The sequence below is a fragment of the Xanthomonas sp. NCPPB 1325 genome (genome assembly GCF_041477645.2).
Classification (GTDB): domain Bacteria; phylum Pseudomonadota; class Gammaproteobacteria; order Xanthomonadales; family Xanthomonadaceae; genus Xanthomonas; species Xanthomonas cannabis.
The window spans coordinates 1,916,609-1,929,935 of the sequence record NZ_CM192985.1 but is presented as its reverse complement, the minus strand read 5'-3'; the positions used below and the strand labels follow the sequence as shown (position 1 = coordinate 1,929,935).

The following is a 13,327-nucleotide window of genomic DNA, read 5'->3' as shown; positions in this document are numbered from 1 at the left end:
ATTCGCCACATGTCCGATGCCGTCCTGCCGTCGCCGCCGATCACCTACGCGCCGTTGCCCTACGAATCGCGACTGGCGCGGCGCCCGCTCGGGCACATTGACATGGTGGTCATCCACTGCACCGAACTGCCGGACATGGCGATGGCGCGCGACTACGGCGAGCGCGTGCTCTACGACAGCGGCACCGGCAACAGCGGGCATTACTACATCGACCGCAACGGCAGCATCCAGCAGTACGTCGCGCTGGAGCGCGTCGCCCATCATGTGCGCGGCCACAATCCGCACACACTTGGCATCGAACTGGTCAACCGCGGCCGCTATCCACACTGGCTCGACTCGCGCCATCAACTGATGAGCGAGGCGTACCCGGAGCCGCAGATCGGCGCACTCATCACCTTGCTGCAGTGGCTGCAGCAGCAGCTACCATCGGTGCGCCGCATCGCCGGGCATCAGGAGCTGGATACCACGCAGGAAGCGGCCAGTGACGACCCGTCCCGCAAGATCCAGCGCAAGCTCGACCCCGGCCCGTTGTTTCCGTGGTCACGCATCCATGCAGCCGTTGGCTGGTCGCACAGCCTGCGTTGACCGCACGCCCTGCGCTGGAGCAGCGCCTCAGCGGCGCCTCACGGCTCCGGAGCACGATAGGTTTTTTCGCCCGCATTGACGGCCACGGCGAGCCGGTTTTCCGGCGGCGCGATCGGGCAGACCACATGCGGCGTCACCGCGCAGGGCGGGTTTTCCGCGAGATTGAAATCCAGCAACACATGGCCATCGCGCGGCAGCGCGGTGAACAGATAGCGCGCGCCGCCGTAGCTCTCCTTGCCGCTGGTGCGATCGGCAAACAGGAAAAACAGCCCACTGCCGTCCTCCTGCGCGATCGGCTGCAGGCGATAGGTCTGCCCATTGCGCTCGAACACCGCCTCGCCCGGCACGTCCACCGTCAGTGGCGTTCCGATCGAGGTCAGCAAGGTCACGGTCCGCGGCGTGGCATACGGCTGCCAGCGCGCCTGAACACGCCAGTGCGGATCGATCGGAAAATAGTCGAAGCCCTGGAACCGAGCCAATACGGGCGCCGCCGGGTCGCGAAACCGCCAGCCGAACAACGCGCCGGTCTGCACCAGGTAGAACTGCCGGTTGTCCACGTCCAGGCGGTCGCCGGGCTGATCGACGCGCTCCGGCTCCAGGCTGACTTCATCGACCGGCCGACCGTGCAGTTTCACGCCTGCGCCGGCGGCTGCCTTGAAGCGCACGTGGCCGGAGGCGTCCAGGCTCAGCTGGCCCAGGTGCGCAGGACCGGCCGGCAACACCAGGTCGCTGCGCGGATCGCTGCCCACCTGGTACCGGCCCGCGCGGACGCGGCCGGAGCCTGTGTAGCTCAGCCAACCATCCGGCGCCCGTAACCGTGCCAGCCGCTGCGCACGTGCCTGCTCCAGAGCGACCTGATAGACCTGCTGCCCGTCGTCCTCGTCACGGCTGGCGCCCCGCACACCGTTGGTGTCGGCAGTCGAACCCGCCGAGCACGCCGTCATCGACATCACTGCGACGCACAAGGCGCCGGCCTGCAATTGCACCCGCATGTCGCCACCCAACTCTGCAAGAAACTGCGCTCCGCGCAGCGAGCCTGCGTCCCCACAGACCACCATTCCTGCAGTCATTGTGCATGCATCAGGCAGCGGTCGCGACCGGACGCGAGCGATCCTGCAGCCAACCGCTCCAGGAACCGGCGTACACCCGCGCACCGGGCAGCCCGGCCACTTCAAGCGCCAGCAGCAGGTGGCAGGCCGTCACGCCGGAGCCGCACATCACTACCGCCTGCTCGGGCCGGTACGCGCCCAGCAGCGCAGACAGTTCCGCATGCAGTTCCTCGGCCGGCTTGAAGCGGCCATCGCGCAGGCTCAGCCCCAACGGACGACTCATCGCGCCCGGCACGTGGCCGGCCACCGGATCGATCGGCTCCAGCTCGCCGCGAAAGCGCTCGCCCGCGCGTGCGTCCAGCAGCCATCCCGGCGCCTGCCCCAGCCGCGCCAGGATGTGCTCGGCGTCGACCACGGCAGCGCTGTCGAAGCTACCCGGGTACGCAGGCCCCTCGTGCCGCTCCGGCTGCTCGCCGGTTACCGGCAAACCGGCAGCGCGCCACGCAGCCAGCCCGCCATCGAGCACCGCCACGCGCCGATGCCCCATCAGGCGCAGCATCCACCACGCGCGCGCGGCCGCCATGCTGCCGTCGCCCGCGTCGTAAACCACCACCTGACTCGCCGGATCGATGCCCCACCCGCCCAGACGGCGGGCGAAATCGGCGGCATGCGGCAACGGATGCCGCCCCTGACCGGGACGCGACAGGTCGGCCAGGTCGTGGTCCAGATCGGCATGAAACGCGCCGGGCAAATGCCCTTGCGCATACGCCTTGCGTGCGGCCTCCGGGTCCGGGGCAGTCGGTGGCGCGGCGCGCGCATCCAGCACGCGCACCTGCGGGTGCGCCAACGTGCCCGCCAGCGTGCTGACGTCCACCAACGTGGTCCAGTTTGGATCGACACTCATGCAACCTGCTCCAGGCGACGACGAAGATTGAGAAGAATGGCCGCGGTGGCGCCCCAGATGCGCTGCCCGGGCCAGTCGTATTCGAGCACGCGGCGTGGGCGCCCGCGAAATTCCAGTTCCACGCTGCGCAGATTGTCCGGGTCCATCAGGTAGGCCAGCGGCACTTCGAAGACCTCGGCCACCTCATCCGGCTGCGGCACCGCGACGAAGGCAGGGTCGACCACTGCCACCACCGGCGTCACCCGGAATCCGCTCACGGTCAGGAATGGGTCCAGATAGCCCAGCGCGTGCACCTGCTGCGCACCGAGGGCGATTTCCTCGCAACTTTCGCGTAATGCGGCCGCGGCGGCGTCGACGTCGGACGGCTCCATCCGCCCCCCCGGGAAACTGACCTGCCCGGCATGGTGGCGCAGGCTGTCGGTGCGCCGGGTCAGCAGCACCGTCGTGCCCTGCGCGCGTGGCACCAGGCCGCACAGCACCGCCGCTTCGGCAGACGCGCCTCCCTCGCTCAGATCGATCAGTTCGGCATGGTTCCAGCCCGGCCCGGCAGGCGCGGTATCCAGCGGGTACAGCGCGCGTCGCAGCTGCGCGTACTCGGGCAATGCGGCAACCAGGCCCCGTGCCGGCAAGACTGTGTGCAACAACTCCTGGCGTTCGACGTCACTCATGCTCATCCAGCGTGCGATTTCATCCAGGCTGCGCAGGCAGCCGACACAGTGCGATTGCGCGTCCAACGAACATACACCGATACATGGACTGGGCAGAGACCCGGCGGCCGCGTCGGTGGCACTCATCGTTTGCTGCTGCAGACGCGGTGTGGGACGTTCATCGATCTCTTCAGGCACCTTGGCCGGGCCAAAAACGACAACGCCGGCCTGTTGGCCGGCGTTGTCAGTGCAACAGCAACCGCAGTTACTTGACGCTGACCAGCTTGATCTCGAACTGCACGGCCACGTTCGGCGGGAACGGCGTGCGCGGATCGGCGCCATAGGCCTGCTCCGGCGGCAACGTCACTTCCCACTTCGAGCCGGACGGCATCTGCAGCAGCGTTTCGCGCATGGCCTTCATTTCGACTTCGCTGACCTTGATGGCCGGGATCTGCTGCGCCGGGCGCGCCTTCTCGCGGTCGCCGAAAGGATACGGACCGGCCACCTCCAGCTGCACGGTGCTGGCCTGGGTCGGCTTGGCACCCTTGCCTGCTTCGATCACGCGGTACTGCACGCCGCTCGGCAGCGTCTGTACGCCAGCGGTGCTCTTGTTCTTGGCCAGGAACGCATCGCTCTTGGTCTTGTTGGCGGCAGCGGCCTTGTCGTACTCGGCCTTGGCCTGCTGTGCACGGCCCTGCTCACGCTTCTGGAACGCTTCGACAGCCGGCTTCAGCTGGTCGGCGGTGATCGCCGGCTGCTTCTTGGCATAGGCGTCCTGCAGACCCTTTACCACCGAGTTGATGTCGAGCTGCTCGCCGCGACCGGTGAGCTCGGCAAGGTTATTGCCGTAGTCGTAACCGAAGTAATAGCTCAACTTGCCCTTTTCGGACGTCGTGTCCTGGGCCAGTGCATTGCCCGTCAGGGCCAGGGCCGCCACAGCGACCGCGATAGAACGCAACTTCATCAAACAATTCTCCAGGGTGGTGGCACAGGACGGGTCTGCCGCCTGAGATGACGCGCTAGGATAGCGGCCGCGATACCGAACCGCTACTTATCACGAAAGCTAGGACCAGCAAGGCTTTCGGAAGTTCCGCATTTACTATTTTTTTACGTTCTCAAGGGTTTTCGATGTCCAGCCACGTCATTCTGATCGCCGATCACGCCAGTGTCCGGACCATTACGGTCAATCGCCCAGACAAGCTGAACGCCTTGAACCGCGACACCATGCTGGCGCTGGATCAGGCCTTCGCAGACGCCGCGAGCGCCGACGATGTGCGCGTGGTGATCCTCACCGGTGCCGGCCCCAAATCGTTCGTGGCCGGCGCGGACATCGCCGAGATGAGTGCGCTGTCGGCCATGGAAGGCCGTGCGTTTTCGCTGGTCGGGCAGCAGTTGATGCGCCGCATCGAACGCATGCCCAAGCCGGTGATCGCCATGGTCAACGGCTTTGCGCTTGGCGGCGGCCTGGAGCTGGCCATGGCCTGCCACCTGCGCATTGCCGCAGCGACCGCACGGCTCGGGCAACCGGAAATCAATCTCGGCCTGATCCCCGGCTTCGGCGGCACCCAGCGCCTGCTGCGCCTGACCGGACGCGCGGCAGCGCTGGAGCTGTGCCTGCTCGGCCAGCCGATCGATGCGGCGCGTGCGCTGCAACTCGGGCTGGTCAACCGGGTGGCCGAGCCGGACGCCTTGCAGGACGAAACCCTGGCACTGGCGCAGCGGCTGGCCACCGCCGCACCGCTGGCATTGCGCGGCATCCTGGACGCGGTGGTGTTCGGCGGAGAATGCGGGATGGAAGAAGGCCTGCAACTGGAAACCGCGCAATTTGCGCTGTTGTTTGCCAGCGAGGACATGCGCGAAGGAACCCGCGCCTTTCTCGACAAGCGCGCTGCCCATTTCCTCAATCGCTGAGCTTGGCCATGCTGCCCGACTCCACCCCTGCATCGCCCGCGCTGCCATTGCAAATGTTCGCGTGCGTACAGGCAGACGATCTCGATCGCGCGATTGCGCTCGGCCTGATGGGCTACCAACCGATGCAGGCGCAAGACGACCCGAACGCCACGCCGGCAGAGGTGGTTGCCGCCCTGCTCGCCGCGCAGCATCGCCTGCGCACTGCCTGGGCTGCGCGCGAACGCTACCGCGCACGTGACGCCCGCCTGCAACGTCGCGCAGCCGAGCGCGACGCGCGACGCGCGCCTGCCCCGGCGCCCAGCCAGACAGCCGCACCCGCATTGCCGCCACTGGCCGCCGCCATCCTTGCACGCGCCAAGGCCAAGGCCGCCGGAGGCGCGCAGCCGTGAGCGCGGTCCGCCCCACTGCCACTCCGCGCCGCGGCAGCAGCATGCGCAAGCCCGAGATCCAGGAAATGTTCGCGCGGCTGCGCGAACTCAACCCGCATCCAACCACCGAGCTGGAATACACCACACCCTTCGAATTGTTGATTGCGGTGCTGCTCTCGGCGCAGGCCACCGACGTTGGCGTCAACAAGGCTACCCGCAAGCTGTATCCAGTGGCCAATACCCCGCGCGACATCCTGGATCTGGGCGAAGAAGGCCTGAAGCGCTACATCGCGACCATCGGCTTGTTCAACGCCAAGGCCAAGAACGTCATCGCCACCTGCCGCATCCTGCTGGAGCAGTACGGCGGCGAAGTGCCGCACGATCGCGCTGCCTTGGAGGCATTACCCGGAGTCGGCCGCAAGACCGCCAACGTGGTGCTCAACACCGCGTTTGGCGAGCCCGCCATGGCGGTGGACACGCATATCTTCCGCGTCTCCAACCGCACCGGCCTTGCGCCAGGCAAGGACGTACGCGCCGTCGAAGACAAATTGGTCAAGGTGATTCCTGCCGAGTTTCTCCACGACGCGCATCACTGGCTGATCCTGCACGGCCGCTACGTCTGCAAGGCACGCAAACCCGACTGCCCAGGCTGCGTAATCCACGATCTATGCCGGTACCGCGACAAGACCCCCGCACCCGCCCCGAACGGCCGGCAACGCCCACAGGCTGAGCAGTCGCGCCACCGCAACAAGCAACCCACCGCCTGACTCCGAGCAATCACCTCGCCAGCGCGACCGCTGCGTTTGCGAATCCAAATCCCGATTCCCCAATCCCGGCTCAAAAAAAATCGCGACCGGATGATGCGTCTTTCGGCGCCATGCATCATCCGGTCACGATAGAGGGTCGCCCGGCGCGTACGCCGGGCAGGTACAGCAGGTTATGCAGCCTTGGCTTGCTCGACGCGCTTGTCGACCAGCACGCTGTCAACGGTCGGCTGACCTTCGACGCGCCGGTCCAGCTCCTTCCAGTCCACCACCAGCTCGCAGCCACGCGAGGCCGCATTCCGGCTCCAGTCGCGCAGCAACTCGATGCAGGCGTGGTCGACGTGATGCAGCTTGGCCACGTCCAGGTGCAGCGCGGTGTTCGGCGGCACGCTTTCCAGCGTCCGCGCCATGGCCGGCACCTTCAGGAAGGTGGCCGAGCCCTGCAGGGTCAGGTGCATTTCGTCCTTCTTGTCAGCGTGCTCGCGCACTTCGACCTTCAGACGCGAGGAATGCAGGGCAAGACGGAACAGCGACAGGCCGAAGCCGATCAACACGCCGGTCAACAGGTCGGTCGCCACGATCGCAAAAGTGGTCGCCAGGTAGATCGCCGCGGTGCCACGACCGTAGGTCGCAAGCTCCTTGACCTGCCCGATCTTGATCATCTTCACGCCCGTGTAGACCAGGATGCCGGCCAGACACGCCACTGGCGTCATCCGCAGCAGCCACGGCAACAGCATCGCGAACACCAGCAGCCAACCGCCATGCAGGATGGTCGACGCACGCGTGGCAGCACCAGCCTGCACATTCGCCGCACTGCGCACGATCACGCCGGTCATCGGCAGTGCGCCCAGGAAGCCGCACAGCATATTGCCCACACCTTGCGCCGCCAGCTCACGGTCGTACTGCGTGCGCGCCCCCTGATGCATGCGATCCACCGCCGCCGCCGACAGCAGCGTTTCGGCACTGGCGATGAAGGCGAAAGTCACCGCCGACACCAGCAACGTGTGGTTGAACACGCCAAAGATGTCGGAAAGGCTGGGGATGCTGATCGCCGAGAACAGGTTAGTCGGCACGTCGACCTTGTTGACGTTCAAGCCCTGCAACTGCACCGTTGCCGTCACCGCTACCACCGCGATCAACGCACCCGGCAGGAAGCGCAGACGCTGCGGACGCAGCTTGTCCCAGGCCAGGATGATGCCGATCGTGGCCAGACCCACCAACAATGCGGTACGGCCGGTGCCCTCGCTGATGGCCTGCCACAACACGGCCGGCAGTGCAGCGAAGTTTTCCAGACCACGCGCCTTGGGCGCGGCGTCCATCAACACGTGTGCCTGCGAAGCCACGATCAGGATGCCGATGCCCGACAACATGCCGGCCACCACGGCCGGCGACGTCATCCGAAACCACACACCCGCACGGCACAGACCGGCGACCAGCTGGATGGCACCGGCCACCAAGATCACCGGGCCGAGCGCGGCGGCGCCGTGCTCTCGCACCAGTTCGAACACCAACACAGCCAGGCCGGCGGCCGGACCACTCACCTGCAAGGGAGAGCCCGCCAGAAAGCCAACGACCAACCCACCGACGATGCCGGTGATCAGGCCAGCGGCCGGCGGCATGCCGGAAGCGATTGCGATGCCCATGCACAGGGGCAATGCGACCAGGAAGACCACGACCGATGACAGCAAGTCACGCCCGAACAGCCCCTGACGGAAATATCCGCCGATACCTGATGTGTTCATGATCGACTCCGTCAGGCGAGTTCAGCGCGGACGACTTGCTGCAGTCGCGGACGCGGTGTGGCTTCGGGGGTGCTTTCGGCCAGCAACGGACGGAAGCCACCCTTCTCGGCATCGAAGGCGCGGATCTCGCCGTGGGCGATGTCGTAGATCCAGCCGTGGATGCGCAAGGTGCCTGCGGCCAGGCGCGCGGCCACCACCGGCTGCGTGCGCAGATGGTCCAGCTGCGAGACCACGTTTTCTTCGGTCATGCAGCTCAGCGCTTCCTGGCTGTGCGGATCGTGCCCGTGATGCGCGGTGACGTGACGCGCGGCATCGGTGTGCTTGAGCCACGCCGCCACGGACGGGACGTCTTCCAGCGATTCCGGCTTGAGCACCGCCTTCATCGCGCCGCAATCGGTATGACCACAGATCACGATGTGACGCACGCCCAGCACGGCGATGGCGTACTCGATCGCCGCCACCACGCCACTGACATGCTGCGAGTACGGCGGCACCACGTTACCGATATTGCGATAGACGAACAGTTCACCGGGTTGCGCGGAGAAGATCAGCTCCGGCATGACGCGCGAATCGGCGCAGGTAATGAACAGCGTGTGCGGGCTCTGGCCGCCTGCCAGTTCCTGAAAGCGCGCACTCTGGCGCGGATACACTTCCTTACGGAAATGGCGAAAACCTTCTAGCAAACTTTCCATGGGAGATTCCTCTGGGCAACGAATAGCCGTCCGCGGCGCAAACCGCGAATTGCAAAGACAAACAAATCAATCGGAAATCCGACGCAGGAAGCGCCGGGTGCAGCGACAACGGGGATCAGCCAAGCAGTGCGTTTGGAGGACGCAGCTGCGGGATCAGGTCGCGTTTTTGATTTGCCGGCGCGTGATGCGCGTGCCACGAGGGGGAATACCGCGCCAGCATCGGCCAAGCTTGGGAAAGCAAGGGGATATCGTCTGCAGGCTGTGTATCGACTTGGCTTTGCGTATCGCCATCGTCCTGCGGATCTTCTGCTGCATCGCGTTCTTCGCCAGCATCCACCATCACCGCCAAACCATCACCCACCAACGCATCGTGGATGCGTGTGTGTGCATTGGCCGCCGACCACGCCGTGAGCGCGAGCAGGCAGACCAACAGCGTTTGGAGGAATCGAGGAAACATGGCCTCGAAACTAACAATTAAGGACCTGGCAGCGCAAGTGGTGCGTTGCACAAGCTGACATATATGTTCATCCGGTCACGGCTACGGTTCAGGTCGCCTGGCCCGGAAGCGGCAAAACTGTGTGACGCCAAGGGTTGCGCGCATTGTCACAATCTCGACCACGCCCCAGCCATTTGACACACACTGACACAATCAAAGTGCGCGTAAATTATTGTCTTTGCTGACAAAAATGGTTTATTACGTTTCTGTTGTTTTGTCACATTAACGCAACCTTCACGCCATAGCCTGCGCCCACTTTCCCAGGTCGCAAGGCACATATGAAATTCGCTCCCTCCCTGCTTGGCTCCGCGGTGCTGCTGGTGCTGACGGCGCCTGCCGCCCACGCGGAGATCGCCATCGACGTGATCGGTGGCTCGGAGATCTCGCTGGAAGGCCTGGTCCAGGCCGACGGCAACTGGTTTCACAACGATGTGCAAGACCTCAACGGTCCAATCGGTGCCAATGGCGACAATTCCGAATTCAGCATCCGCCGCGCCGAGCTGGTGCTCAAGGGCAAGGGCCCGGGCAATTTCGAATGGGTGGCCGGGTACGACCCGAGCGTGCTGAAGGACGTCACCATCCGCGGCACCACCATCCGCAGCACCGGGCGGTTCCTAGACAACAACATCAAGTACAAGTTTGGCGGCAACGCCAACAACTACCTGCAGGTGGGCCAGTTCAAGCAGCCCAACAGCCTGGAAGAACTGTCCAGCACCAAGAACAACGACTTCGTCTCCAAGGCGTCGGTGACCAATACCTATGGCATTTCGCGCCGCCTGGGCGTGGCCTACGGCATGGGTGACAACAACTGGAGCGTGACGGCCAGTGCGTTCGGCCGTGAACTGACCCGCAACCAGGCCCACGGCAGCGGCTATGGCGCGCGCGGCACCTGGGCGCCGATCAACGAAACCGGCAACGTGCTGCACTTCGGCCTCAGCTACCTCGGGTATGACACCGACGACGACACCCTGCGCCTGCGCGCGCGCCCGGATGCCGACCTGACCACGATCCGCCTGATCGACAGCGGCGCCATCACCAATGTGGACCGCGTGGGCGTGGCGGGGGCCGAGGCGATGTGGGTCACCGGGCCGTTCAAGCTGCAGAGCGAATATTTCCAGGAAACCGCCGAGCGTATCGGCACCAACGCGCAGGACTACAAGAGTGATGGCTGGTACGTCAACGGCGTCTGGAACATCACCGGCGAGACGTGGGGCTACAAGGCCGGCGTGCCCACCACCCCACTGCCCAACGAACCGGCGTCGGGCATGTGGCAGCTGGCGGTGCGCTACGACACCCTCGACCTCAACGATGGCCACCTGATCGCCAACGGCAACACCCCGTTCGTGGACGGGGTGCTGGGCGGCAAGATGGATGTGTGGACGATCGGTGCCAACTGGTACTGGCGCTCCAACTTCAAGCTGGCGCTCGACTACGCCAAGGTGGAAAGCACCCGTTACAGCAGCGCCACGCGCGGACTGGTGGACGACGACCCGTCGATCATCGAGGCGCGCGCGCAGTTCTATTGGTAAGCCTGCGACCGCGCCGGGCGCCAGGCGGCTCGCCAGAGCCCGCAGGGCGCCGCCTGGTTGCCCCGCCCGACCCCGCGTGCCATCGCACGCCCGCGTCACCTGCCTGTCATTTACCCGACATCGCGCGGTCATGCCCCTGCACTGCAATGGCACGACCGCGGGACGTCCCGATCCCTACCCTATCTGGAGCTGTTCCGTGATCCACTCCTTCAAGACCCGCCTGGCCGTCGGCATGCTCGCCGCGTCGCTGGCACTGTGTGCCCAGGCTGCCGATGTCACCGGCGCCGGTGCGTCGTTCATTTACCCGGTGATGTCCAAGTGGTCGGCCGACTACAACGCCGCCACCAAGAAGCAGGTCAACTATCAATCGATCGGTTCGGGCGGCGGCATTGCCCAGATCAAGGCGGCCAGCGTGGATTTCGGCTCTTCCGACGCCCCGCTCAAGCCGGAAGAACTGGCCGCTGCCGGGCTGGCGCAGTTCCCGTCGGTGATCGGCGGCGTGGTGCCGGTGGTCAACGTGTCGGGCGTCGCTGCCGGTGCGCTCAAGCTCGACGGCAAGACCCTGGGCGACATCTTCCTGGGCAAGGTCAGCACCTGGAACGACCCGGCGATCGCCGCGCTCAACCCGGGCATGAAGCTGCCCGACGGCAAGATCACCGTAGTGCACCGCTCCGACGGTTCGGGCACCAGCTTCAACTTCACCAATTACCTGTCCAAGGTCAATGCCGACTGGAAGGGCAAGGTCGGCGAAGGCACCGCGGTGCAGTGGCCGACCGGCATCGGCGGCAAGGGCAACGAGGGTGTGGCCGCGTACGTGAAGCAGATCAAGGGCGGCATCGGCTATGTCGAGCTGTCGTATGCGCTGCAGAACAAGATGGCCTACACCGCGATGAAGAACGCCGCCGGCAAGTTCGTGCAGCCGTCCGATGAAACCTTCGCCGCTGCCGCCAACAGCGCCGACTGGGCCACCTCCAAGGATTTCTACCTGGTGATGACCAATGCCGCGGGCGACAACGCCTGGCCGATCACGGCGACCAACTTCATCCTGGTGCAGAAGAAGCCGAAGAATCCGGCCGGACTGAAGAACACGCTGGAGTTCTTCCGCTGGGTCTACAGCAAGGGCGACGCACAGGCCAAGCAACTGGACTATGTGCCGCTGCCGGACAGCCTGGTGAGCCAGATCGAGGCCTATTGGGCCAAGACCCTTCCCCGCTAAGCGCAGCCAAGGCAGCGGCGGGCAAGAGTTCCACCGTTCGCCGGGCCACTGGGCAAGGCAACAACCTGTCACAGGAACGGCGCCGTCTCTCTCCCCGGCGTCGGGACCGGGACGCGGATCCCGGAGGGTGCGATGCCCTCCGTGGTCCGCGTCTTTTTTTGTGATGCCTTTGCCAGAAGGCACTGTCATGCACGTGTAACAAAAACATCATTTCATAGCGTGGTCTGCCGGACACCCGGCCAATCCAGCCTCGGAGCTTCCATGAAATTGCAGTCGGCCAGCCTGACCGCCCTGTCCCTCACCATCGCCCTTGCCCTGGCCGCATGCTCGCCGGGCAAGGACGCGCAGTCCGGCGATGCCGCCAAGGGCGCGCCGACCGCAGGCGCCGCTGCCAGCGACAGCAAGGGCGCTGAAATCTCCGGCGCCGGCGCCTCCTTCATCTACCCGCTGGTGTCCAAGTGGTCGGCCGACTACAACGCCGCCACCGGCAACAAGGTGAACTACCAGTCGATCGGCTCCGGCGGCGGCATTGCCCAGATCAAGGCCGGCACGGTGGATTTCGGTTCGACCGACAAGCCGCTGGACAGCGCCGAGCTGCAGCAGGCCGGCCTGGGCCAGTTCCCGTCCGCGATCGGCGGCGTGGTGCCGGTGGTCAATCTGGAAGGCATCGCCCCGGGCAAGCTGCGCCTGACCGGCGCGCTGCTGGGCGACATCTTCCTGGGCAAGGTCACGATGTGGAACGACAAGGCCATTGCCGCGGCCAACCCGGGCGTCACCTTGCCGGCCGCCAAGATCAACCTGGTGCATCGTTCGGATGGCTCGGGCACCACCTTCAACTTCTCCAACTACCTGTCCAAGGTCAGCCCGGAGTGGAAGAGCAAGGTCGGCGAAGGCACCTCGGTGCAGTGGCCGGGTGGCGTGGGTGGCAAGGGCAATGAAGGCGTGGCCTCGTACGTGCAGCAGATCAAGGGCTCGATCGGCTATGTCGAACTGGCCTATGCGCTGCAGAACAAGATGCCGTACACCTCGCTGCAGAACGCCGCCGGCCAGTGGGTCGAACCCAATGCCGACAGCTTCGCCGCCGCAGCCGCCAGCGCCGACTGGGCCAACGCCCGTGATTTCAACCTGGTGATCACCAATGCACCCGGCGAGAAGGCGTGGCCGATCACCGCCACCAACTTCATGCTGATGCACAAGCAGGCCAAGGATGCTGCGCGCAGCAAGGCGACCCTGGACTTCTTCAAGTGGGCGCTGGAAAACGGCCAGACCCAGGCCAGCGAACTGCATTACGTGCCGCTGCCGCCGGAGCTGGTGAAGCAGATCCAGGCCTATTGGGGCAGCGAGTTCAAGTAATGCCCTGCACCCGCCCATGCGGCGGGCTGCGCTGCGGCGAGGTACCTGACGGCGCCTCGCCGTTCCTGCTG

The 13,327-nt window shown here is 65.4% G+C and carries 14 protein-coding genes; 7 read left to right on the top strand and 7 right to left on the bottom strand.

Annotation, left to right across the window (positions count from 1 at the left end; translation table 11 throughout):
* Positions 1-9 precede the first annotated feature (9 nt).
* Positions 10-585 carry an N-acetylmuramoyl-L-alanine amidase gene (locus ACCQ10_RS08100; protein ID WP_039412435.1) on the top strand — a complete coding sequence of 192 codons (576 nt, stop codon included), beginning with the start codon at positions 10-12 and terminating at the stop codon, positions 583-585.
* Positions 586-623: 38 nt separating this feature from the next.
* On the opposite strand, the gene ACCQ10_RS08095 is transcribed toward ACCQ10_RS08100, so the two are convergent.
* The 4 genes from ACCQ10_RS08095 to ACCQ10_RS08080 all read right to left on the bottom strand — a co-directional run bounded on the left by ACCQ10_RS08095 (position 624) and on the right by ACCQ10_RS08080 (position 4,149).
* The gene (locus ACCQ10_RS08095; protein WP_372363081.1) at positions 624-1,577 is read right to left on the bottom strand and encodes a DUF1684 domain-containing protein; all 954 of its coding nucleotides are present in this window, start codon (positions 1,575-1,577) and stop codon (positions 624-626) included.
* Between the two features lie 88 nt (positions 1,578-1,665).
* Complete coding sequence (locus tag ACCQ10_RS08090) at positions 1,666-2,538, bottom strand: sulfurtransferase (protein ID WP_372362722.1); 873 nt, start codon at positions 2,536-2,538, stop codon at positions 1,666-1,668.
* Entirely contained in the window at positions 2,535-3,332 is a 798-nt protein-coding gene (locus ACCQ10_RS08085; protein WP_372362721.1) for a CoA pyrophosphatase, read from the bottom strand. The genes ACCQ10_RS08090 and ACCQ10_RS08085 overlap by 4 nt, the downstream gene beginning before the upstream one ends.
* A 118-nt stretch (positions 3,333-3,450) precedes the next feature.
* Positions 3,451-4,149: an FKBP-type peptidyl-prolyl cis-trans isomerase gene (locus ACCQ10_RS08080; RefSeq protein ID WP_047696647.1), complete on the bottom strand. Its 699-nt coding sequence runs from the start codon at positions 4,147-4,149 to the stop codon at positions 3,451-3,453.
* Between the two features lie 164 nt (positions 4,150-4,313).
* On the opposite strand from ACCQ10_RS08080, the gene ACCQ10_RS08075 reads away from it, so the two are divergent.
* Genes ACCQ10_RS08075 through nth form a run of 3 tightly spaced genes read left to right on the top strand, consistent with a single transcriptional unit; the run spans position 4,314 to position 6,231 of the window.
* The gene (locus tag ACCQ10_RS08075) at positions 4,314-5,096 is read left to right on the top strand and encodes an enoyl-CoA hydratase/isomerase family protein (protein WP_372362720.1); all 783 of its coding nucleotides are present in this window, start codon (positions 4,314-4,316) and stop codon (positions 5,094-5,096) included.
* An 8-nt stretch (positions 5,097-5,104) separates the two neighbouring features.
* Positions 5,105-5,485, top strand: coding sequence for a hypothetical protein (locus ACCQ10_RS08070; RefSeq protein WP_372362719.1), 381 nt, complete (start codon positions 5,105-5,107; stop codon positions 5,483-5,485).
* Positions 5,486-5,526: 41 nt separating this feature from the next.
* Complete coding sequence (gene nth / locus ACCQ10_RS08065) at positions 5,527-6,231, top strand: endonuclease III (RefSeq protein WP_372363080.1); 705 nt, start codon at positions 5,527-5,529, stop codon at positions 6,229-6,231.
* 170 nt (positions 6,232-6,401) lie between these two features.
* Here nth and ACCQ10_RS08060 read toward each other — a convergent pair whose 3' ends face one another.
* The 3 genes from ACCQ10_RS08060 to ACCQ10_RS08050 form a co-directional block, all read right to left on the bottom strand.
* Positions 6,402-7,970, bottom strand: a complete 1,569-nt coding sequence (locus tag ACCQ10_RS08060) for a SulP family inorganic anion transporter (protein ID WP_372362718.1) — start codon at positions 7,968-7,970, stop codon at positions 6,402-6,404.
* An 11-nt stretch (positions 7,971-7,981) separates the two neighbouring features.
* Complete coding sequence (locus ACCQ10_RS08055) at positions 7,982-8,662, bottom strand: carbonic anhydrase (RefSeq protein WP_047696657.1); 681 nt, start codon at positions 8,660-8,662, stop codon at positions 7,982-7,984.
* A 115-nt stretch (positions 8,663-8,777) separates the two neighbouring features.
* The gene (locus ACCQ10_RS08050; RefSeq protein ID WP_047696658.1) at positions 8,778-9,119 is read right to left on the bottom strand and encodes a hypothetical protein; all 342 of its coding nucleotides are present in this window, start codon (positions 9,117-9,119) and stop codon (positions 8,778-8,780) included.
* A 317-nt stretch (positions 9,120-9,436) separates the two neighbouring features.
* Between ACCQ10_RS08050 and ACCQ10_RS08045 the strand changes: the two genes are divergently transcribed.
* The 3 genes from ACCQ10_RS08045 (at position 9,437) to pstS (ACCQ10_RS08035) (ending at position 13,256) form a co-directional block, all read left to right on the top strand.
* Positions 9,437-10,687 carry an OprO/OprP family phosphate-selective porin gene (locus ACCQ10_RS08045; protein WP_372362717.1) on the top strand — a complete coding sequence of 417 codons (1,251 nt, stop codon included), beginning with the start codon at positions 9,437-9,439 and terminating at the stop codon, positions 10,685-10,687.
* A gap of 196 nt (positions 10,688-10,883) precedes the next feature.
* Entirely contained in the window at positions 10,884-11,903 is a 1,020-nt protein-coding gene (gene pstS / locus ACCQ10_RS08040; RefSeq protein ID WP_372362716.1) for a phosphate ABC transporter substrate-binding protein PstS, read from the top strand.
* A gap of 261 nt (positions 11,904-12,164) precedes the next feature.
* Positions 12,165-13,256 (top strand): phosphate ABC transporter substrate-binding protein PstS, encoded by a 1,092-nt coding sequence (gene pstS, locus ACCQ10_RS08035; protein ID WP_372362715.1) that lies wholly within the window; start codon positions 12,165-12,167, stop codon positions 13,254-13,256.
* Positions 13,257-13,327: the final 71 nt, after the last annotated feature.